Source organism: Pseudomonas corrugata, from assembly GCF_050920615.1.
Classification (GTDB): domain Bacteria; phylum Pseudomonadota; class Gammaproteobacteria; order Pseudomonadales; family Pseudomonadaceae; genus Aquipseudomonas; species Aquipseudomonas corrugata.
In genome coordinates, this window is sequence record NZ_CP130434.1 from 3,057,072 (window position 1) to 3,077,430 (window position 20,359).

The following is a 20,359-nucleotide window of genomic DNA, read 5'->3' on the forward strand; positions in this document are numbered from 1 at the left end:
CATGAACCGCACGACGCCCGATTACGCTGCGATACGTCGTCACCTTGAGGGCAAGCAAGGGGTCCACTATTGGCGCAGCCTGGAAGAGCTGACTGACGATCCGGCCTTCGAGCGCTTTATAGAGGTGGAATTCCCGGATATTGCTCCACAGATGGATCGTAGGCGCTTTTTGCAACTGATGGGCGCGTCTCTGGCCTTGGGCGGTCTTGCTGCCTGCGGACCGACACCCGGCACTGCCGTGCCCTATGTCGCTCAGCCGGAAATCATCGTTCCGGGCAAAGCGCTGTGGTACGCCACGGCCGTGCAGTTTACCGGGTACGCTCAACCGGTGCTGGGGTGTACTCATGTCGGCCGTCCTACCAAGTTGGAAGGCAGTCCCGAGCACCCGGCCAGCCAGGGGGCATGCGATGCATTCACTCAGGCCGCGCTTCTGCAGCTTTATGATCCTGATCGGTCTCAGGCGCCCCGATTCAAAGGCGTCGAGAGCAGCTGGGATGCATTTGAGTCTGACGCGGCCACGCTGCAAGCCGAATGTGATCATGACCAAGGCCAGGGGCTGCACATATTGATGGGCGCCAGCAGTTCTCCTTCACTGCAACGCCAACTGGAAAAGTTGATTGTGCGCTGGCCAAAAGCGAGCCTTTATCGCTTCGAGCCGTTCGAGGAGGGCCGCTATGGTCCGGCGCGCCTGGCTTTCGGCCGCCCCGTCGAAATTCATTACCTGCTGCAAAACGCGGACCTGGTCCTGAGCCTGGAGGATGATTTCCTGGGGGCCGGCCCCAAGCAAACGTCGCAGGCGAGGGCATGGGCGAACCGGCGGCAGGCGGCTGCACGGGGTGATGGCGAGTCGCGGCTGGTGATGGTTCAAGCGTCGCCCACCTTGACTGGCGCCAACGCCACCGAGACCCGCCGGGTTCAACCCGCACAGCTCCCCGCTCTGGTACGGGCGCTGGCGGCGGCCCTGAGTGAGGGCAGTGCGGCCCCGCTGGCGGCCCCGGACCAGCAATGGGTCGAGGCAATGGCCGCCGCGCTGCAGTCCCGCCGGGGGCGCTGTTTGATCGTGGCCGGGCCCCATACGCCAGCGGATGTCCAGGCCGCCGTGCATCGTTTGAACCAGCGGCTCGATAATGTTGGAAGGACCGTAGGCTATACGGCCCCTGTCCTGTTCACCCGCATTGGTGAGGCGCAGTTGGGCGATATTCTTGCGCTGACCCAGGCCATTCACAATGCTCAGGTGCGCACCCTGGTCATGCTCGACACCAATCCAGCCTACAGCGCACCGGGTGATTTGTATTTTCGCGAGGCACTGGAAAAAGTGCCTACGCGTATTCACGCAGGCCTTTATTACGATGAGACGGGGGCACGCAGCCACTGGCACCTCTGTGCAAGCCACAGCCTGGATGGGTGGGGTGATGCACGGGCGGTCGATGGCAGCGTCTGCATCAGTCAGCCGTTGGTCCAGCCGTTTTACGGCACGCGCACGCTGGTTGAAATTGTGGCGATGCTCGCCGGTGAGCTCAGCCCGGATGGGCACGCGCTGGTCAGGAACACCTGGAGCAGCCTGCCTGACGATGAATGGCGTCGCGCAGTCGCCTTGGGCTTTATTGAAGGGAGCGCGTTGCCCTCGCTCCAGGTCACGGCCGAACCGGTTCGCATCGCCGATGCGCCCGTCGTTTCGGGGCTGCAGGTTCAATTCCGGCCTGACCCGAGCGTATGGGACGGGCGATTTTCCAATTCAGGTTGGCTACAGGAGTTGCCCAGGCCCATCACTACGCTGACCTGGGACAACATCATCGGCGTTTCAATCGCTGTCGCCGAGCGCTATCGCTTAGTCTCCGGAGACCGCATCAGCGTCATGATCGACGGGCGCAGCGTCGAAGGGCCAGCTTGGGTGATGCCGGGGCAGGCGGACACCGTGGTCACGTTGTTCGCGGGTTACGGGCGCGAGCGCAGCGGGCGAGTCGGCAACGGCGTCGGCTACGATTATGCCGCTCTGCGTATGGCTGACTCGCCATGGCTGCGCAGCGGTGCAACCATCGCCAGGCTCGATCAGCAGTCCTCCCTGGCTTTTACGCAGATGCAGCACACGCTGATCGGCCAGGATGTCGTGCGCCATGTGCCGCGCGCGCAGGCCGTCGGGCCCGCGCGCCCAACGCCCGAACTGCCGACCTTGTATGAGCAACCCGTCATGAGCGAGCCCACATGGGGCATGCTTATCGATACTGACCAGTGTATTGGTTGCAACGCCTGCATCGTCGCCTGCCAGGCCGAAAACAACATTGCAGTGGTGGGCAAGGAACAGGTCGCCAAGGGACGAGTCATGCACTGGTTGCGTGTCGATCACTATTACGACGGTTCTGCGCTCGATCCCGGATCGACCTTTCTGCCCGTGCCCTGCATGCATTGCGAAAAAGCACCCTGTGAAGTGGGTTGTCCGGTCAATGCCACCGTGCACGGCGCGGACGGGCTCAACGAAATGGTCTACAACCGCTGCATCGGCACGAGGACATGTTCTTCTTACTGCCCCTACAAGGTCCGCCGCTTCAACTGGTACAACTGGACGGAAAACGATGAGCCGTCCATCCAGGCTGCACGCAACCCTAACGTGACAGTGCGCTCGCGCGGGGTGATGGAAAAATGCACGTATTGCGTGCAGCGCATAAGCGAGGCGCGCATCGCGGCCAGGAAGGACGGACGTCCGATTGCCGAGGGCGAGATCCAGACCGCCTGCCAGCAGACCTGCCCGGTACAGGCCATCCATTTTGGCGACTTGAGCAAAAAGGACAGCGCCGTCAATAAAGCCAAGGACTCCATCCGTCATTACGCGCTGCTGGAGGAACTCAATACCCGACCCAAGACGACCTACCTCGCTGCGATCCGCGATCAGAAACCCGGGGAGGAAAAAGCATGAGCAGGCGCTGCATTTTCCATGGTTTTGACGGGGCGCAGGAGGAGAACGCCTGATGGCCGCGACCTCTCATTTTCTACCCAGGGATCTGGCTTGCGGCGCGGTGTCCGAGCAGATAATCGATACCCCATTGGCGTTCCGCCATAAGCGCCGGTGGTGGTGTCTGTTCGGTATCGCAATCGCGTTGTTGATGCTGTTCATGGTCTCGGTGGTCGTTCTATTCGCCCAGGGCGTCGGCGTATGGGGCAACAATATTCCAGTAACCTGGGCATTCGCGATCCTCAACTATATGTGGTGGCTGGGGATAGGCCACGCCGGCACTTTCATCTCTGCATTGTTGTTATTGGTTGATCGCCCGTGGCGCAATTCGCTCAACCGTTTGGCCGAGCTCATGACCATCCTGGCGGTGATGTGCGCAGGTATCTATCCCATTCTGCATTTAGGGCGCCCTTGGCTGTTCTTCTATACAGCACCCTATCCCAGCACCCTCGGACTCTGGCCGCAGTTTCGAAGCCCCACGGCGTGGGACTTCTTCGCCGTGGTCACTTACCTGGTGGTATCCGTGCTGTTCGTATATATCGGCGCCATCCCGGACTTTGCGACAGCCAGGGACCGGGCAACGAACAGATGGCAACAGATGGTCTATGGCGTTCTTGCACTGGGCTGGCGAGGTGCGGCGGCTCATTGGGCGCATTGGCGCCGCACCTATCGCTTCATTGCTCTGCTGGCCGTGCCGCTGGTGTTCTCAGTGTCCAGTGGTTACTCCTTTCTGCTGAACCTGGCGCTCGAGCCGGGTTGGCACTCTACGGTTTTTCCGCCGTACTTCGTTGCTGGGGCGGTGTTCTCGGGCTTCGCCATGGTTGCGGTCATCGCCTGCGGGCTGCGTCGTTTCCTGTCGTACGAGCAGCTCATCACGGATCGCCATCTGGACATGCTGGGACGGCTGATCCTGGCCACGGGCTGGCTTACGTCCTACGGCTACATTGCGGACATGTTCACTGCGTTTTACTCGGGCGAGTCGCACGAGATCCAGGTCGCCATGAGCCGTCTCGAAGGCCCGACCGCCTGGAGTTTCTGGTTGGCGATGTGCTGCAACGTGTTGGTACTGCAAGCGCTGTGGTGGCAGAAGGTTCGTCGGTCTCCCGTATTGCTGGTGATGGTGAGCATGGCCGTGTTGGTCGGCATGTGGGCTGAGCGCTTCATGTTGATCATTACGCCCATGACGCGTGATTTCATGGCATCGAGCTGGAGCAACGCCTATTCGCCGACGTTCTGGGAATGGGCGGTTTTCATTGGGACCTTCGGCTTGTTTCTGGTGCCGTTCACGTTGTTCATCCGGTTTGTGCCGATGGTCTCGTCCTTCGAAATCAAGGCGGCGCTCTACAAGGCGCGAGGTGAACCTCATGAGTGAGCCGCGTCGTTATGGACTGCTGGCCGATTTTGCCACTCCCGAGGCATTGGTCGACGCAACTCGGGCGGCACGCGAGGCTGGCTATTCACGTCTGGAGGCCTACACCCCATTTCCCGTGGAGGCGCTGGAACAACTGCTGGGGTTGAACGATCGACGAGCGCTCTGGTACGGCGTCGCGGGTGCGGTCGTTGGCGCAATACTGGGCTACGCCATGCAGGTGTACGCCAATCTTGATTACCCCTTGAACACAGGCGGCAGGCCGCTGATTGCAGTGCCGGCCTTCATGGTCGTCACCTTCCTGATGGCAGTGCTATTCGCAGTGCTGTTCGCGGTGTTCGGTCTGTTCTGGCTATGCCGTCTGCCACTGCTTCACCATCCACTGTTCGAGGCTGAAGCTTTCAAGCGGGCCATGGACGACCGGTTCCTGCTCTGTATTCATGGGGACGACCCTCGATTCGACCGGCTTGGCACCTCGCTCTGGCTGGCGGAACGAGCGCTGACAGTAACCGAGATTCGCGCATGAGCAGGGGAGGCCTGGCCGTGCTCGGGCTGTTGGCCTGCCTGCTGTTGGGCGCATGTGATGACATGTCGGAGCAGCGCAAGGCCAAGGATCAAGACCACAGTGATTTCTTCTCTGACGGTAAGGTCGATCAGGCACCGCCGATTGGCACCGTCGCACGGGGAGCGCTCGAGCGCGAGGCCGTTCTGAACGTCAGGCCGCCGATGACCCAGGCACTGCTCGATCGCGGGCAAGAGCGCTTCGAGATCTACTGCGCGCCATGCCATGGCTTGACCGGCAATGGCCAGGGGATTGTGGTCGCTCGCGGCTTTGCGAAGCCACCAGACCTTGCCGATCAACGACTGCGCGACGCGCCGGATCGTCAGCTGATCGACGTCATTACCCATGGCTACGGACAGATGTACAGTTATGCCGCTCGCGTGGAGCCGGCAGATCGTTGGGCCATCGTCGCCTATATAAGGGCGCTGCAACTGAGCCAGCACACAGACGTGCACAGCTTGTCACCTCAGCAGCGAGCGTTTCTGGAGGCCAAGCCATGACCTTGCGCCGCTTGAATCTGGCTGCCGTTGCCATCGCGCTACTTGTTCTTGTACTGGGATCTCTTTTTTCAAGCCGCGAAGTCGCCGCCGCGTGCCTGGTTGCCTTGGTGAGCATGGCGTGTTTTCCGCTCGGGTGCCTGACCTTGGCCATGCTGCTGGCCCTGGTTTCTGGAAGCTGGTGCGACATGCTCTGGTCGGGGACCGTTCGGATTGCCCGGACGACGTCTTTGATCGGAGTGATGTCGATACCAGTGATCATTGGCATGAGCCGCCTGTACCCCTGGGCCGACTCCTCGTTCTCAGGCTTCCGGGGCTTTTGGTTATCCCCGGCAGGCTTCGCCGTCAGAACGTTCCTGTATGCCGCCGTCTGGAGTGCACTGGCCTTGTGGGCCTTGCCCCGCGTGCGACTTCGGCCTGGTCTGGCTGCGGCTGGGGCGTTGCTGATGGTGCTGACACTGTCAGCAGCCGGCATTGACTGGATCATGACGCTGGACGAACGCTTTTATTCGTCGATCTTTGGTCTGTTGTATTTTGCCCGCGTGATGCTGTCAGCCATTGCAGTGGCCATTTTGATTGCACTCTCGCGCCACGCGCAGCGCCCCGGAGTTTTGCGGGGGGTGCTGGTCGCAGCGCTACAGGTTTGGCTCTATCTGCATTTCATGCAGTATTTACTGATCTGGTCGGCCGACCTGCCCAGGGAAACACACTGGTACCTTGTCCGCGTCGAGGGTCTCTGGCGAGGTGTACTCTGGGCTATTGCAGTTGGGCAAGGTGTGTTGGTGTTCCTGGTCCTGCTGTTTGCTGTCAGCGAGCGGCCTTCGGTGTTGTCAGGCCTCTGCTGGATCACTATCGCCTCAGGATTGCTTGAGTGTGCCTGGCTGGTAACCCCCTCGCTAGAAGGGCTGCGTCCTGTTGCTGTCATCAGCTTCACACTGGTGGCCTGGCTGGGTTACGCCGCGCTGTTGGGACAGATACTGGTCCGCAAGGAGAGCTGCCTTGAGCATTGACGTTGATCAGGTCTCGAAGGAGAAGGGATTCGAACAACAGGACGCCAATGTCCGAGGGATCGTGTATGTCGGTATCGGACTGGTGCTGGGGCTGCTCGTCTGCCTGGGTGGCGTTCATCTGGTGCTTGATTCATACGAGAAATCCATCCCGACCCCGCTCGCGACAGCATTGGAAAAGCAAAGAGCATTACCTCCCGAGCCTCGGCTCCAAGCCGACCCGGCCCGCGAAGCAGGGCGCATCCTTGATCAGGCCCGGGCCCAATTGATCAGCCTGGGCTGGATAGACCGTCACAAAGGCATCGTGCACATTCCGATCGCCGATGCAAAAGCAGCCCTGGCGCGCACCGGCTGGCCCTCGCGGGCACGGGGTCGGCCTGGCGAAAAGCCGTACCCGTTGTCATTGCAAGACACACAGGGGAGGGCGCGATGAGCCTCTTGAAAACAACGGTCGGCTGGGTGTGCTCCATTGTCGTCGGTATGCTTGGGTTCTGCATGCCGGCCTCGGCAACCGCAGGCTTCGATCCTTTCGCCGCGGCCGGAATTGAGCAAAGAACCGGCGCTCGGATTCCGCTTGAGACAGGCTTCACCGATCAGGATGGGCGGGTGGTTCGCTTGGGCGAATTGCTGCAGGGCCGTCCGGTGCTGCTGGCACCGGTGTATTTCACCTGCCCGAATGTGTGCGGTGCGCAGTTAGCCACACTGTTTCAGGTCCTGGCATCGGTGGGCTACAGGGTCGGTAAGGACTACGATGTGATCGCCTACAGTTTCAACCCGGACGAGACACCCGCCAATGCTCGCGTCGAGCGTGACAAACTCGGCAAGCAGTGGCCGCAGCTCATCGATGCTCCAGGCGTTCATTTTCTGGTAGGGGATGAGGCGGCCGCCAAGGCGCTGTCCAATGCCATTGGCTTTCGCTATCGCTACGACCCCGCCATCCGACAGTACGCGCACGTTTCGGCCGTGGGCGTTCTGACGAGCCAGGGGCAGCTTTCAAGATGGTTGTATGGTCTTGGTTACCAAGCCACCGACCTGCGACTGGCTATCACGGAAGCGGGGCGGGGCCAGGTCGGATCGCTGGGTGATCGGTTACTTCTGCTCTGCTATCACTATGATCCGAAAACAGGCGGTTATGACAGTCTGGTCATGGGGGCCCTGCGGGTCGGCGGTCTGGCCACCGTTTTCGCGCTCGCCGGTTTCATCGGGCTCGCGTTGCATCGTGAACGGTGCAGACAACGGAGTGGCGAATGAACCAGGGGGCGTTCATGCATTTGTGGCCCGAACAGGCATCCAGCTACGCTGGGCAGGTCGATTGGCTGGTCATTACCTTTACGGCGATGATGTTCCTTTTCGTTTTCCCTGTGTTCCTATGCCTGCTGGTTTTTTCATTCCGTTATCGCCAAGGCTCTCGCGTACCTCGCGATCATCGCCCTGTCGGTAATCACAAGATCGAAATTGTCTGGATAGCCGTTCCCTTCATCGGCGCCATGATCCTGTTTGTCCTGTCGTCGTATCTTTACTACGTGTCACGGACGCCCCCGCCTGATGCGATGCAGATCCATGTGGTCGCCAAGCAGTGGATGTGGAAATTCCAGCATCCAGGCGGCCAGCGTGAAATCAACGCCTTGCACGTTCCGGTGGGCCGGGCCATCAAACTTGACCTGATCTCACAGGACGCTATCCATAGCCTGTATTTTCCGGTTATGCGCAACAAGCAGGATGCTTTGCCCGGAAGCTATACACACATGTGGTTCAAGGCCAACAAGACCGGCGTTTTTGAGGGCAAGTGCGCTGAGTATTGCGGCACCAATCATTCCACCATGCGCGTCAGACTCGTTGTGTTGAAGCCCCAGGAGTACGCTCAATGGCTGCAACAGTCGCAGACGTCCGAAAGCCTTGCCGAACAGGGAGAAGCGTTGTTCCGCCAGTTCGGCTGCAGTGGCTGCCATGCCGAAAGCTCCCAGGTTCACGCACCTCCCCTCGAAGGCTTGTACGGTCGCAAAGTAGCCTTGGCGGATGGGACTTTCGTGGTCGCGGACGACAACTATATTCGCGATTCGATCCAGCTGCCCCAGAAGCAGATCACCGCAGGTTATCAGCCGATCATGCCAACGTTTACCAACGTCCTGGATGAAGAGGCCGTGATTCGTCTTACTGCCTACCTCAAGTCGCTGGGTAATGCGCAACCCAGGGAAGGTCTGCAATGACGCTCCTTACCGTCGATTTTCTCGGGTGTGTGTGGCGCCTTGTTCTGAAGGCCACTTGCCATTCAAGAGGGCAATGACATTGATTTCCGAAACGCCCGAAGTGGCTGGCACTGAACCGAGCTACCTTGATGTCGATCATGGGCTCAAGTCCTGGTTGCTGACCACAGACCACAAGCGTATTGCCATCTTGTTCATGATCGCAGTGACGTTGTTTTTTTTCATGGGAAGCCTGGCCGCCAGCGCTATCCGTATTGAATTGATCACGCCTGAGGGCGATTTCTTGACAGCTGATGGCTACAACCGAAGTTTCACGTTTCATGGCGTGATAATGGTCTGGTTCTTTCTCATTCCCTCGATTCCTTCCGTATTGGGCAATTTTCTGATTCCCCTGATGATCGGCGCCAGGGACATGGCTCTGCCGCGCCTGAACCTGGCGAGCTGGTATTTGCTGATGGGGGGCGGGCTCTTCACCCTGTTCGCGCTGATCGCTGGCGGAGTGGACACGGGCTGGACGTTCTATACGCCGCTGTCAACGATGTTCACTCATGGGCATGTAGTGGCGGTGATCATTGGTGTGTTCGTCACCGGGTTCTCGTCCATTTTCACAGGTATCAACATTATCGTGACGGTGCACACCCTGAGGGCGCCCGGCATGACGTGGTTTCGCCTGCCGCTGTTTGTATGGTCGCTCTATGCCACTGCGGTGATTCTGGTGCTGGCGACGCCGATTCTGGCAATCACCCTCATCCTGGTAGCGGCCGAACGTATATTCGGCATTGGCGTCTTCGATCCCGGCCTGGGTGGCGATCCACTGTTATTCCAGCATCTGTTCTGGTTCTACAGCCATCCGGCGGTGTACATCATGCTTCTACCGGGCATGGGCGTGATGAGTGAATTGGTCACGGCTTCGGCACACAAGCGTATTTTCGGTTATTCCTTCGTGGCCTTTTCCAGTGTGACGATCGCCATCCTCGGATTCATGGTGTGGGGACACCACATGTTCGTGTCCGGGCAGTCGATGTACGCCAGCATGCTTTTTTCGCTGCTCAGTTTCCTGATATCCATCCCCTCAGCGATCAAGGCTTACAACTGGACGGCGACGTACTATAAGAGCCGCTTGACCATCAACGCGCCATTCCTGTACTCGGTCACGTTTATCACGCTGTTCATGTTCGGTGGAACGGCCGGTCTGTTCGTTGCCTTGTTGGCCGCCGACGTTCACGTCCATGACACATATTTTGTGGTGGCCCACTTCCACTACATCATGGTTGGGGCGAGCGTTTCTGCCTATTTTGGCGGGCTGCATTTCTGGTGGCCGAAGATAACGGGCAGAATGTATCCAGAATTGTGGGCGCGCATTGCGGCGGTCACGATGTTCTTCGGGTTCAACATTACGTTCTTCCCGCAGTTCATCCTCGGCTATCTGGGAATGCCGCGGCGTTATCACAGTTACGATCCGGAATTTCAATTCCTCAACGATCTGTCTTCGGCCGGCGCTTGTGTTTTGGCGGTGGCTTACTCGCTGCCGTTCTTCTACCTGACCTGGTCGCTCGTAAAAGGGCAGAAAGCCGTGGCCAATCCTTGGCGCGCTGCCGGTCTGGAATGGAGTGTGCCGTCTCCTCCCCCCAAACATAACTTCGAACATATTCCGCTGGTGGACTTCGAAGCCTATGACTATCCGTCCGAGGCGACCCATGAACCGCGTTGACGGGCGTGTAAGCGATCCGTTTCAGACTGATTCTCAGCAACGAGAAGCGGCGCATCTGGGTATGTGGTTGTTCTTGGCCACTGAGCTGATGATGTTCGGTGGCTTGTTGTTCACCATCTGGTATTACCGGGTGGCCTATGAAGCTTCTGTCAGGACAGCGGTCGAGCACCTGCATTATCTGCTCGGCGGCGCGAACAGTGCCTTGCTGCTGACCAGTAGCTTCACCATGAGTCTCGCCATCCAGGCCGCCCGTCAAGCAAAAATCGTACGGTTGAAGGGACTGGTGCTCCTGTCGATTGCACTGGCGACGGTCTTCCTCGGGCTCAAGGTCTATGAATATCGATCCGAATACATTGAAGGCCTGTTACCGGTCCTCACGTCTCAAGCCCCGCTCAAGGCACCCCAAGCGCGCTTGTTCATGGGGCTTTACTTCATATCCACCGCGCTGCATGCCATTCATATCGTGATTGCGATCATCGTTGCGTTGGGGATATGGTTGCGGATTCACCTCGGACGCCTTCCGCTACCGCAACGGATATCGGTCATGGAAACGTTTGGGTTCTATTGGCACACCGTGGATGTCATCTGGATCTTTCTTTATCCTTCGCTTTATCTCATTGGAAGACCCATATGAGCACACTCCGCTTGACCCTCGTTTACCTGGGGGCGTTGGGTTTGCTTGGGACGACGATCCTGACTTCGCTGACTGGCTCAATTCCCTATCGAGGGCCTGTCATCATGGTTTGCGCAATCGGCGAGGCGGGCCTGGTGATGGCTTATTTCGTTGAGCTCAAAACCAGTCGCGCGCTGATTCGCCTGTTCGCGCTGGGGACGGTGTTCTGGCTGTTGCTGCTGTTCAGTGCCCCCCTGATCGATCGGCTGACGCGTTAAGCGCCTATGGGAGATGAGCTGGCAAGTTGGCAAAGTGGAGGAGGCCGGTAAAGGCGGCTCACGCGAAGGTACCCTCCCGGTCACCTTCGCCACCGCTCACATCAAAGTTGACGGATATAAGTCCCTGTTCCCTCGAGAATGTTCTGCAGCGTCAGCTCAACCTCTGCCAAGTCGGCTTCATCGGTGTCATGGCTGATTTCCAGCACGTCATCACCATTGAGCGCATCGGCATCGGCCGCAGCGATTTCGATTTTCAGCAATGTCGGGCTGAGGGTGACCTTCACGCCGTTCAGGGTCGACGGTTCGCCATCGAGGGCTATTTCCAGTTCGTCTTCATCGGGGTATCGGGTCATCAGGAACATTTCGCCCTGGGCGCTGTGGCAGCAAAGCATGGCCATGTTGTCTTCTTCGTCGTCGCACGGGTTGGCGATCAGAAGAGCGGTGGTCATTTGCATCGGGATGGCTCCTGGCTCGATGAGCCTTGCGGGTGCGAAGTAGCGGATTTTGCCAGTCCGCGGGATTTACTGCGACCACAGGCATCATTCGTGCGCGATTTCACATCCTGGGGTGCCGATTGTGCCCCAGACTGCTAGGGTTGTTCGATGCACAGCGACTGTATAGCTTGCCGATGACCGAATATGTCGCAGCGCTGCAAGCACAGGCCTTGTCGCACTCGTTAAGCTGCGCAACGGACGCGCACGTGCACGGGTGTTCCCTGTAGATGTCCATGACATGAAAATGGAATGTGACCTGCGGGTCTTGTCCAGCTTCACCCACCTGTCGTCCTGTTTCCTCTGCCCGAGAATCAGGAACAGGATGGCCGGCGGCCCGAGAGGGGCTGCACGACGCTTCCATCAATAACAAGCCCAAGCGGAGTACCACAGATGGCGTTCTTCACCGCAGCCAGCAAAGCCGACTTCCAGCATCAACTGCAAGCGGTACTGGCGCAGAACATCAGTGAACAGGCACTGCCACAAGTGGCGCTGTTTGCTGAACAATTCTTCGGCATCATTTCCCTCGATGAACTTACCCAGCGCCGGTTGTCCGACCTCGCCGGCTGCACCTTGTCCGCCTGGCGCCTGCTTGAGCGCTTCGACCACGCGCAATCGCAGGTTCGCGTCTATAACCCCGATTACGAACGCCACGGCTGGCAGTCGACCCATACCGCCGTGGAAGTGTTGCACCACGACCTGCCGTTCCTGGTGGACTCGGTACGTACCGAGCTGAACCGCCGCGGCTACAGCATCCATACCCTGCAAACCACCGTGCTGAGCGTGCGTCGTGACAGCAAGGGCGAGTTGCTGGAAATCCTGCCGAAGGGCACCCAGGGCGAGGGCGTCCTGCAAGAGTCGCTGATGTACCTGGAAATCGACCGCTGCGCCAACGCCGCCGAACTCAACGTCCTGAGCAAGGAGCTTGAGCAGGTACTGGGCGAAGTGCGAGTGGCCGTGGCCGATTTCGAGCCGATGAAAGACAAGGTCCAGGAGATCCTTGCCAGCCTGGACAATAGCGCCTACGCGATCGATGCCGACGAAAAAAGCGAGATCAAGACCTTCCTGGAGTGGCTGGTGGGCAACCACTTCACTTTCCTGGGCTATGAAGAGTTCGTGGTCCGTGACGATGTCGATGGCGGCCATATCGAGTATGACCCCGAGTCGTTTCTCGGCCTGACCAAGCTGCTGCGCGCCGGCCTGACCGCCGATGACCTGCGCATCGAGGACTACGCCGTCAACTATCTGCGTGAACCGACTCCGCTGTCGTTCGCCAAGGCCGCACACCCGAGCCGCGTACACCGTCCGGCTTATCCGGATTACGTGTCGATCCGTGAAATCGACGCTGACGGCAAGGTCATCAAGGAATGCCGCTTCATGGGCCTGTACACCTCCTCGGTGTATGGCGAGAGCGTGCGCGTTATTCCGTACATTCGCCGCAAGGTCGCCGAAATCGAACGTCGTTCGGGCTTCCAGGCCAAGGCGCACCTGGGCAAGGAACTGGCCCAAGTGGTCGAAGTGCTGCCCCGCGACGATCTGTTCCAGACCCCGGTGGACGAGCTGTTCAGCACCGTGATGTCCATCGTGCAGATCCAGGAACGCAACAAGATCCGCGTATTCCTGCGCAAGGATCCATACGGCCGTTTCTGCTACTGCCTGGCCTACGTGCCGCGCGACATCTATTCCACCGAAGTGCGCCAGAAGATCCAGCAAGTGCTGATGGATCGCCTGAAGGCTTCGGACTGCGAATTCTGGACGTTCTTCTCCGAATCGGTACTGGCCCGCGTGCAGTTGATCCTGCGAGTGGACCCGAAGAACCGCATCGACATCGACCCGCTGCTGCTGGAAAAAGAAGTGGTGCAGGCCTGCCGCAGTTGGCAGGACGACTACGCCAGCCTGGTCATCGAGAGCTTCGGCGAAGCTCAGGGCACCAACGTGCTCGCCGATTACCCGAAAGGCTTCCCGGCCGGCTACCGCGAGCGCTTTGCCGCGCATTCGGCAGTGGTCGACATGCAGCACCTGCTGAGCCTGAATGAAAAAAATCCGCTGGTCATGAGCTTCTACCAGCCGCTGGGCCAGGTGTCCGGCCAGCGTGAGCTGCACTGCAAGCTGTATCACGCCGACACGCCGCTGGCGCTATCCGATGTGCTGCCGATTCTGGAAAACCTCGGCCTGCGCGTGTTGGGTGAGTTCCCGTACCGCCTGCGTCACACCAACGGCCGCGAGTTCTGGATCCACGACTTCGCGTTCACCGCCGCCGAAGGGGTGAACCTCGACATCCAGCAGCTCAACGACACCTTGCAGGACGCCTTCGTCCACATCGTGCGTGGCGACGCCGAGAATGATGCGTTCAACCGCCTGGTGCTGACCGCCGGCCTGCCGTGGCGCGATGTGGCACTGCTGCGTGCCTACGCCCGCTATCTCAAGCAGATCCGCCTGGGCTTTGACCTGGGCTATATCGCCAGCACCCTGAACAACCATACCGACATCGCTCGCGAGTTGACCCGGTTGTTCAAGACCCGCTTCTACCTGGCCCGCAAGCTCACCGGCGAAGACCTGGAAGACAAGCAACTGCGTCTGGAACAGGCGATCCTCACGGCACTGGATGATGTCCAGGTGCTCAACGAAGACCGCATCCTGCGTCGCTACCTGGACCTGATCAAGGCCACCCTGCGGACCAACTTCTACCAGACCGACGCCCACGGCCAGAACAAGTCCTACTTCAGCTTCAAGTTCAACCCGCACCTGATCCCGGAACTGCCGAAACCGGTGCCCAAGTTCGAGATATTCGTCTACTCGCCACGGGTCGAAGGCGTGCACCTGCGTTTCGGCAACGTCGCCCGTGGCGGCTTGCGCTGGTCCGACCGTGAAGAAGACTACCGCACCGAAGTCCTGGGCCTGGTAAAAGCCCAGCAGGTGAAGAACTCGGTGATCGTGCCGGTCGGCGCCAAGGGCGGCTTCCTGCCGCGTCGCCTGCCACTGGGCGGCAGCCGCGACGAGATCGCGGCCGAGGGCATCGCCTGCTACCGCATCTTCATCTCCGGGCTGCTGGATATCACCGACAATCTCAAGGACGGCGTCCTGGTACCGCCGGCCAACGTCGTGCGGCATGACGATGATGACCCGTACCTGGTAGTCGCTGCCGACAAGGGCACGGCGACCTTCTCCGACATCGCCAACGGCATCGCCATCGACTACGGCTTCTGGCTGGGCGACGCCTTCGCCTCCGGCGGCTCGGCCGGCTATGACCACAAGAAGATGGGCATCACCGCCAAGGGCGCGTGGGTCGGCGTGCAGCGCCACTTCCGCGAGCGTGGCATCAACGTCCAGGAAGACAGCATCACTGTGGTCGGTGTTGGCGACATGGCTGGCGACGTGTTCGGTAACGGCTTGTTGATGTCCGACAAGCTGCAACTGGTCGCGGCGTTCAACCACCTGCACATCTTCATCGATCCGAACCCGGAGCCGGCCAGCAGCTTCGCCGAGCGCCAGCGCCTGTTCGACCTGCCGCGTTCGGCCTGGACCGACTACGACACCAGCATCATGTCCGAAGGCGGCGGCATTTTCTCGCGCAGCGCGAAGAGCATCGCCATCACCCCGCAGATGCAGGCACGCTTCGACATCAAGGCCGACAAGCTGACCCCGACCGAACTGCTGAATGCCTTGCTCAAGGCGCCGGTGGACCTGTTGTGGAACGGTGGTATCGGCACCTATGTCAAGGCCAGCACCGAAAGCCACGCTGACGTCGGCGACAAGGCCAACGATGCGTTGCGCGTCAATGGCAACGAACTGCGCTGCAAGGTCGTGGGCGAGGGCGGCAACCTGGGCATGACCCAGCTGGGCCGTGTCGAGTTCGGCCTGCATGGCGGCGCCACCAACACCGACTTCATCGACAACGCGGGCGGTGTGGACTGCTCCGACCATGAAGTGAACATCAAGATCCTGCTCAACGAAGTGGTGCAGGCCGGCGATATGACCGACAAGCAACGCAACCAGTTGCTGGCGAGCATGACCGACGAAGTCGGTGGCCTGGTGTTGGGCAACAACTACAAGCAGACCCAGGCCCTGTCCCTGGCGGCCCGTCGCGCATTCGTGCGGATCGCCGAATACAAGCGCCTGATGAACGATCTGGAAGTCCGTGGCAAGTTGGACCGCGCCATCGAGTTCCTGCCGACCGAAGAACAGCTGGCCGAACGTGTCGCGGCGGGCCATGGCCTGACCCGTGCCGAACTGTCGGTACTGATCTCCTACAGCAAGATCGACCTCAAGGAAGCGCTGCTCAATTCCCTGGTACCCGACGACGACTACCTGACCCGGGACATGGAGACCGCGTTCCCGGCTACGCTGGTGAACAAGTTCTCCGAGGCCATGCGTCGCCACCGCCTGAAGCGCGAGATCGTCAGCACCCAGATCGCCAACGACCTGGTCAACCACATGGGCATCACCTTCGTTCAACGGCTCAAGGAGTCCACGGGCATGAGCCCGGCGAACGTGGCGGGTGCGTATGTAATCGTACGGGACATCTTCCATCTTCCGCACTGGTTCCGTCAGATCGAAGCCCTGGATCACCAGGTATCGGCCGACGTGCAACTGGAGCTGATGGATGAGTTGATGCGCCTGGGCCGTCGTGCGACCCGCTGGTTCCTGCGCAGCCGCCGTAACGAGCAGAACGCTGCCCGCGACGTGGCTCACTTCGGTCCGCACCTGGCGGCGTTGGGCCTCAAGCTCGACGAACTGCTGGAAGGCCCGACCCGCGAAGGCTGGCAGACCCGCTACCAGGCCTACGTGGCCGCCGGTGTGCCAGAGTTGCTGGCGCGCATGGTTGCAGGCACCACGCACCTGTATACCTTGCTGCCGATCATCGAGGCGTCCGACGTCACCGGCCAGAACGCCGCCGATGTGGCCAAGGCCTACTTCGCCGTGGGCAGCGCCCTGGACATCACCTGGTACCTGCAGCAGATCAGTGCCTTGCCGGTGGAAAACAACTGGCAAGCCCTGGCCCGCGAAGCGTTCCGCGATGACGTCGACTGGCAGCAACGGGCGATCACCATCTCGGTCCTGCAACAGGGCGACGGCAGCCAGGACGTGGAAACCCGTCTCGCGCTGTGGCTGGAGCAGCAACAAGACATGGTCGAGCGCTGGCGTGCCATGCTGGTGGACATCCGTGCCGCCAGCGCCACCGATTACGCCATGTACGCAGTCGCCAACCGCGAACTGCTGGACCTGGCGTTGGCAGGTCAGACGGTCTTGACGGCCAACTGATCCGGCGTTGAATAAAAAGCCCCGCATCGAGAGATGCGGGGCTTTTTATTGGGCGCGGTTCATGCGCAGGCACCGATTTTCCTTGTGGGAGCGAGCCCGCTCGCGATGGCGGCGGGTCAGTCGAGGATGATGTTGGTTGGGCCACCGCTATCGCGAGCAGGCTCGCTCCCACAAGGGAATTGTGGTGTTGGTCAGTTTTTCAGCGGGATCAATACAGCTTCTTTCTCACCCATCACCATGAAGACCAGCAGTTTCGCCGGCTCGGTCGCGCTGGCGTTTTTCGAGACCAAGTGCTCGGAACCCGCCGCTTCGTACCAGAACTCTCCGGCCTTGTAGGTGGTCGCCGGTTCGCCTTTGACCTGGGAGGTAATGGCGCCTTCGAGGACGTAGGCCATGGCCGTGCCCTCATGTTTGTGGGCAATGGACGACTGGCCCGGGGCGTAGTCGACGGTCAGCATCATGGCTTTTTTGCCCGGCAGGTTTTTCAGCATCTTTTCCTGCAGCACCTGGACCTTCTCCGAAGGGGCGGTTTCGTGGGCGTAGACCTGGACGACAGGCAGCAGGCTGAGGGCGGCGATCAGACAGAGGGTTTTCATTGCAATAGCCTTCGTGGTTTTTGAGTGGATCCGCACTGTTGCGGCAATGGATTCACCCTATGCCCGCTGGCGGGGCAAGCAAACGTCCAATCTATCGGAAGGCCGGTAGACCAATTGGTCTACTACGAATTTGCAACTGACTGGCCCGTAACCCTGTGGCGAGGGGATTTATCCCCGCTGGGCTGAGCAGCGGCCCCAAGATATTCGTGAGGGCCCTATCTGGCGAGTGCTGCGCACTTGAACGGGGCGGTGCGACGTTTCGCTAAATCCCCTCGCCACAGGTAGGTCCGGCTCGGGAGAGCGAGCGCTTCAGACAATCGGGAAACTATTGAAATCCACGCTTCGGGCCAGACGGTTATCGATCAGGCCGATAAAGCCTTGTACTTCGGGGCAGGTGAAATGGGCTTGCATGGCCGCTTCCGATTGCCAGCGGGCGCTGACGGTCCAGCGGTCGCCGTCCACCGGGCACCGGTCGACCATGTAGGCGTCACAGCCGGGTTGGGTGCGCAGGGTTTCGACGATCTGCTGCAATTGTCGGCCGAGCTCTTCCGAGCGACCGGCGGCGGCTTGTACCTGTACGGTATTGATCACTTGGCGAGACATTGTTCAGGCTCCTGAATCAAGTCGGACGGGATGTTCACGATCAACGATACCCATGCAGGATAGGCCTGCATGGGCAAGACTCAAACAGCCAATGGGCGGATAAGCCGGCAGTCCAATTGGTCAGGCGACCTGTTGCAGGATGTCCCGCAGGCGATCCAGGGCGATGTCGATGTCCAGGACTTCGATGGCTCCAAAACCGAAGAACAGGCCCGGCCGTGGCGGCACTTCGTTGAAGAAGCCATCAAGGCTGTACAGCCCGACCTCGACTTTTTTCGCCAGTTCGATCACCAGCGGCAGATCGATCGGTACCTTGCACAACACCGCCAGGTGAAAGCCGGCAGTGGTGGGCACGGCTTCGAACCAGGGCGACAGGTCCCCGGCCATGCGGCCCAGTATCCGTTCGCGGCGCCCGGCGTACAGGGCGTGGCAGCGACGGATGTGCTTGAGCAGGCAACCCTCGGCGATAAACTTGGCCAGGGCCCATTGGGGCAGGGTAGAGGTGTGCTGGTCGGTGAGACGCTTGGCCAGAATCACGGCCTCGAGAATCGCCGGAGGAAGGACGGCGTAGCCGAGCCGCAGCTCCGGCAGCAGGGTCTTGGAGAAGGTCCCGACGTACGCCACGATTCCACGTTCATCCATGCTCTGCAACGAATCTGCGGGCCGGCCTTCGTAACGAAATTCGCTGTCGTAATCGTCTTCGATGATGATCGCACCGAGCTCATAAGCCCGGACCAGCAGGGCCTCGCGCCGGGTTTGGCTCAGGGGCATGCCCAAGGGGAACTGGTGGGAAGGCGTGACATAGATCAGCCGCGTGCCGTCGGGGATCAGGTCCACCCGCATGCCCTGGTCGTCCACGGGCACCCCGACCACCGTGGCGCCGAGGGAGCCGAACAGCAGTCGTGCCGGTGGATACCCCGGATCTTCCATTGCCACCAGGCTGCCGGGCCGGGTCAGCACCCGTGAAATCAGATCCAGGGCCTGTTGCGCACCGTTGCACACCACCACGTCATCGTCCTGGCAGTTGACCCCCCGGGAAAATGCGATGTGCCGGGCTATGGCATTGCGCAGTGCCGGCAGGCCCCCGGGTTGGCTGTAGAATCCTTTGCTATTGGCGATCTGGCGCAGGGCATGAGCGGTGCAACGACGCCAATCGTCGAGGGGAAACTGCCCCTTGCCGGTGGCGCCGCCGATGAAGTCGTAACGCAATGCGCTTTCGGGCGTCGGATGGTGCAACAGATCCGGCATGTTGCGCCAGGCCTCGACAACGTCCGCCCCGGCCAACTCCCGGTGGTCTTGTTTGCGCACGACCTTGGCCGGCCGCGCATTGACGTAGGTGCCCTTGCCGATGATGCCGGTCAGGAAGTTTTCATAGGTCAGCTGGGCGTAGGTATCGGAAACGGTCTTGCGCGAAACGCCCAACTGTTCGGCGAGCAGGCGGCTGGGTGGCAGTTGTGTGCCGGCCGCCAGGCGACCGCTTTCGATGGCGCTGCGTAGCTGTTGGTACAACTGACTTGTCAGGTCCTTGCGGCCATTGATGACGACATGAAGTTCCATACCCGCGGGCTCCTGGACAATCGCCTGGCGGCAGCGTCAAAGCTGCAAGATTACCTGCATTGTGCATTCGGATAGAAGTTGCGTGAAGAAAATCCAGCTGATTGGTCTGGCGCGGGATGGCCCTGCTTTTTTCGACCAATTGGACCTGTCGTCGAAGGCCTTCGGGTTCTACCGTGAAGGTATCCCTGTCACGGAGTCCGTCATGAGCCAGCGTCTGGATTACTACAGTGCGTCCCCCGGGGCGATGAAAGCGATGATTGGCCTGGAGGCGCTGACCAGTCGCCTGAGTATCGAACCGGCGCTGCTGCACCTGATCAAGATCCGTGCCTCGCAACTCAACGGCTGTGCCTTCTGCACCGACATGCATTCGGTGGATGCACGACGCCTGGGTGAGACCGAGCGGCGTCTTTTCGCAGTGGCCGTATGGCGTGACAGCGGCTTTTTTTCTGTTCGCGAACGCGCCGCCCTGGCGTGGACCGAAGCGGTGACGCTGTTGGCCCAGAGTCAGGTGCCGGACGATGTCTATGCCCAGGCCCGTGCCTGCTTCAGCGAGGAGGAGTTGGTGGACCTGACAATGGCGATCAGCACCATCAACAGCTGGAACCGGCTGGCGGTGAGTTTCCGCCAGCGCCCCGTTGACTGAGCCAGCAAGTCGTACGGTGTCT

At 60.2% G+C, this 20,359-nt stretch carries 17 protein-coding genes; 13 read left to right on the top strand and 4 right to left on the bottom strand.

The genetic code is table 11. The annotated features are described in order from the left end of the window. Window position 1: 1 nt before the first annotated feature. From QZH45_RS13760 to QZH45_RS13810, 11 genes are all read left to right on the top strand, one after another. Window positions 2–2,911: a TAT-variant-translocated molybdopterin oxidoreductase gene (locus QZH45_RS13760; RefSeq protein ID WP_053192168.1), complete on the top strand. Its 2,910-nt coding sequence runs from the start codon at window positions 2–4 to the stop codon at window positions 2,909–2,911. A 52-nt stretch (window positions 2,912–2,963) separates the two neighbouring features. Then, window positions 2,964–4,319, top strand: a complete 1,356-nt coding sequence (gene nrfD / locus QZH45_RS13765) for an NrfD/PsrC family molybdoenzyme membrane anchor subunit (RefSeq protein WP_053192167.1) — start codon at window positions 2,964–2,966, stop codon at window positions 4,317–4,319. Next, entirely contained in the window at window positions 4,312–4,842 is a 531-nt protein-coding gene (locus QZH45_RS13770; protein WP_024779671.1) for a DUF3341 domain-containing protein, read from the top strand. The genes nrfD and QZH45_RS13770 overlap by 8 nt, the downstream gene beginning before the upstream one ends. After that, on the top strand, window positions 4,839–5,378 hold the full coding sequence (locus QZH45_RS13775) for a c-type cytochrome (protein ID WP_024779670.1): 540 nt from the start codon (window positions 4,839–4,841) through the stop codon (window positions 5,376–5,378). The genes QZH45_RS13770 and QZH45_RS13775 overlap by 4 nt, the downstream gene beginning before the upstream one ends. Next, the gene (locus QZH45_RS13780; protein WP_053192165.1) at window positions 5,375–6,385 is read left to right on the top strand and encodes a hypothetical protein; all 1,011 of its coding nucleotides are present in this window, start codon (window positions 5,375–5,377) and stop codon (window positions 6,383–6,385) included. The genes QZH45_RS13775 and QZH45_RS13780 overlap by 4 nt, the downstream gene beginning before the upstream one ends. After that, entirely contained in the window at window positions 6,375–6,815 is a 441-nt protein-coding gene (locus QZH45_RS13785) for a hypothetical protein (protein WP_024779668.1), read from the top strand. Before QZH45_RS13780 ends, QZH45_RS13785 begins: the two co-directional genes overlap by 11 nt. Beyond that, window positions 6,812–7,633: an SCO family protein gene (locus QZH45_RS13790; protein ID WP_024779667.1), complete on the top strand. Its 822-nt coding sequence runs from the start codon at window positions 6,812–6,814 to the stop codon at window positions 7,631–7,633. The genes QZH45_RS13785 and QZH45_RS13790 overlap by 4 nt, the downstream gene beginning before the upstream one ends. After that, window positions 7,630–8,589: a cytochrome c oxidase subunit II gene (gene coxB / locus QZH45_RS13795; protein WP_024779666.1), complete on the top strand. Its 960-nt coding sequence runs from the start codon at window positions 7,630–7,632 to the stop codon at window positions 8,587–8,589. Before QZH45_RS13790 ends, coxB begins: the two co-directional genes overlap by 4 nt. 73 nt (window positions 8,590–8,662) lie before the next feature. Then, window positions 8,663–10,297, top strand: coding sequence for a cytochrome c oxidase subunit I (locus QZH45_RS13800; RefSeq protein WP_024779665.1), 1,635 nt, complete (start codon window positions 8,663–8,665; stop codon window positions 10,295–10,297). Then, complete coding sequence (locus QZH45_RS13805) at window positions 10,284–10,931, top strand: cytochrome c oxidase subunit 3 (protein WP_024779664.1); 648 nt, start codon at window positions 10,284–10,286, stop codon at window positions 10,929–10,931. Before QZH45_RS13800 ends, QZH45_RS13805 begins: the two co-directional genes overlap by 14 nt. Further along, window positions 10,928–11,188, top strand: a complete 261-nt coding sequence (locus tag QZH45_RS13810; protein ID WP_024779663.1) for a cytochrome C oxidase subunit IV family protein — start codon at window positions 10,928–10,930, stop codon at window positions 11,186–11,188. The genes QZH45_RS13805 and QZH45_RS13810 overlap by 4 nt, the downstream gene beginning before the upstream one ends. A gap of 101 nt (window positions 11,189–11,289) precedes the next feature. On the opposite strand, the gene QZH45_RS13815 is transcribed toward QZH45_RS13810, so the two are convergent. Continuing rightward, window positions 11,290–11,643: a hypothetical protein gene (locus tag QZH45_RS13815; protein ID WP_024779662.1), complete on the bottom strand. Its 354-nt coding sequence runs from the start codon at window positions 11,641–11,643 to the stop codon at window positions 11,290–11,292. A 429-nt stretch (window positions 11,644–12,072) separates the two neighbouring features. On the opposite strand from QZH45_RS13815, the gene QZH45_RS13820 reads away from it, so the two are divergent. Then, the gene (locus QZH45_RS13820) at window positions 12,073–16,941 is read left to right on the top strand and encodes an NAD-glutamate dehydrogenase (RefSeq protein ID WP_024779661.1); all 4,869 of its coding nucleotides are present in this window, start codon (window positions 12,073–12,075) and stop codon (window positions 16,939–16,941) included. Between the two features lie 191 nt (window positions 16,942–17,132). On the opposite strand, the gene QZH45_RS13825 is transcribed toward QZH45_RS13820, so the two are convergent. The 3 genes from QZH45_RS13825 to QZH45_RS13835 form a co-directional block, all read right to left on the bottom strand. Then, window positions 17,133–17,537, bottom strand: a complete 405-nt coding sequence (locus QZH45_RS13825) for a cupin domain-containing protein (RefSeq protein ID WP_024779660.1) — start codon at window positions 17,535–17,537, stop codon at window positions 17,133–17,135. Between the two features lie 309 nt (window positions 17,538–17,846). Beyond that, window positions 17,847–18,140, bottom strand: a complete 294-nt coding sequence (locus tag QZH45_RS13830) for an antibiotic biosynthesis monooxygenase family protein (RefSeq protein ID WP_024779659.1) — start codon at window positions 18,138–18,140, stop codon at window positions 17,847–17,849. A 120-nt stretch (window positions 18,141–18,260) separates the two neighbouring features. Then, window positions 18,261–19,694, bottom strand: a complete 1,434-nt coding sequence (locus QZH45_RS13835) for a PLP-dependent aminotransferase family protein (protein ID WP_055135815.1) — start codon at window positions 19,692–19,694, stop codon at window positions 18,261–18,263. A gap of 202 nt (window positions 19,695–19,896) precedes the next feature. Here QZH45_RS13835 and QZH45_RS13840 point away from each other — a divergent pair, with 202 nt between their 5' ends. Beyond that, a complete protein-coding gene (locus QZH45_RS13840; protein WP_024779657.1) occupies window positions 19,897–20,337 on the top strand; it encodes a carboxymuconolactone decarboxylase family protein in 441 nt (146 codons plus the stop codon). Window positions 20,338–20,359: the final 22 nt, after the last annotated feature.

Bases quoted from the DNA above. Each gene is read 5' to 3' on its own strand.
- QZH45_RS13760 (WP_053192168.1), top strand. From the start codon at position 2: ATGAACCGCACGACGCCCGATTACGCTGCGATACGTCGTCACCTTGAG.
- nrfD (WP_053192167.1), top strand. From the start codon at position 2,964: ATGGCCGCGACCTCTCATTTTCTACCCAGGGATCTGGCTTGCGGCGCG.
- QZH45_RS13770 (WP_024779671.1), top strand. From the start codon at position 4,312: ATGAGTGAGCCGCGTCGTTATGGACTGCTGGCCGATTTTGCCACTCCC.
- QZH45_RS13775 (WP_024779670.1), top strand. From the start codon at position 4,839: ATGAGCAGGGGAGGCCTGGCCGTGCTCGGGCTGTTGGCCTGCCTGCTG.
- QZH45_RS13780 (WP_053192165.1), top strand. From the start codon at position 5,375: ATGACCTTGCGCCGCTTGAATCTGGCTGCCGTTGCCATCGCGCTACTT.
- QZH45_RS13790 (WP_024779667.1), top strand. From the start codon at position 6,812: ATGAGCCTCTTGAAAACAACGGTCGGCTGGGTGTGCTCCATTGTCGTC.
- coxB (WP_024779666.1), top strand. From the start codon at position 7,630: ATGAACCAGGGGGCGTTCATGCATTTGTGGCCCGAACAGGCATCCAGC.
- QZH45_RS13800 (WP_024779665.1), top strand. From the start codon at position 8,663: ATGACATTGATTTCCGAAACGCCCGAAGTGGCTGGCACTGAACCGAGC.
- QZH45_RS13805 (WP_024779664.1), top strand. From the start codon at position 10,284: ATGAACCGCGTTGACGGGCGTGTAAGCGATCCGTTTCAGACTGATTCT.
- QZH45_RS13810 (WP_024779663.1), top strand. From the start codon at position 10,928: ATGAGCACACTCCGCTTGACCCTCGTTTACCTGGGGGCGTTGGGTTTG.
- QZH45_RS13815 (WP_024779662.1), bottom strand. From the start codon at position 11,643: ATGCAAATGACCACCGCTCTTCTGATCGCCAACCCGTGCGACGACGAA.
- QZH45_RS13820 (WP_024779661.1), top strand. From the start codon at position 12,073: ATGGCGTTCTTCACCGCAGCCAGCAAAGCCGACTTCCAGCATCAACTG.
- QZH45_RS13825 (WP_024779660.1), bottom strand. From the start codon at position 17,537: ATGAAAACCCTCTGTCTGATCGCCGCCCTCAGCCTGCTGCCTGTCGTC.
- QZH45_RS13830 (WP_024779659.1), bottom strand. From the start codon at position 18,140: ATGTCTCGCCAAGTGATCAATACCGTACAGGTACAAGCCGCCGCCGGT.
- QZH45_RS13835 (WP_055135815.1), bottom strand. From the start codon at position 19,694: ATGGAACTTCATGTCGTCATCAATGGCCGCAAGGACCTGACAAGTCAG.
- QZH45_RS13840 (WP_024779657.1), top strand. From the start codon at position 19,897: ATGAGCCAGCGTCTGGATTACTACAGTGCGTCCCCCGGGGCGATGAAA.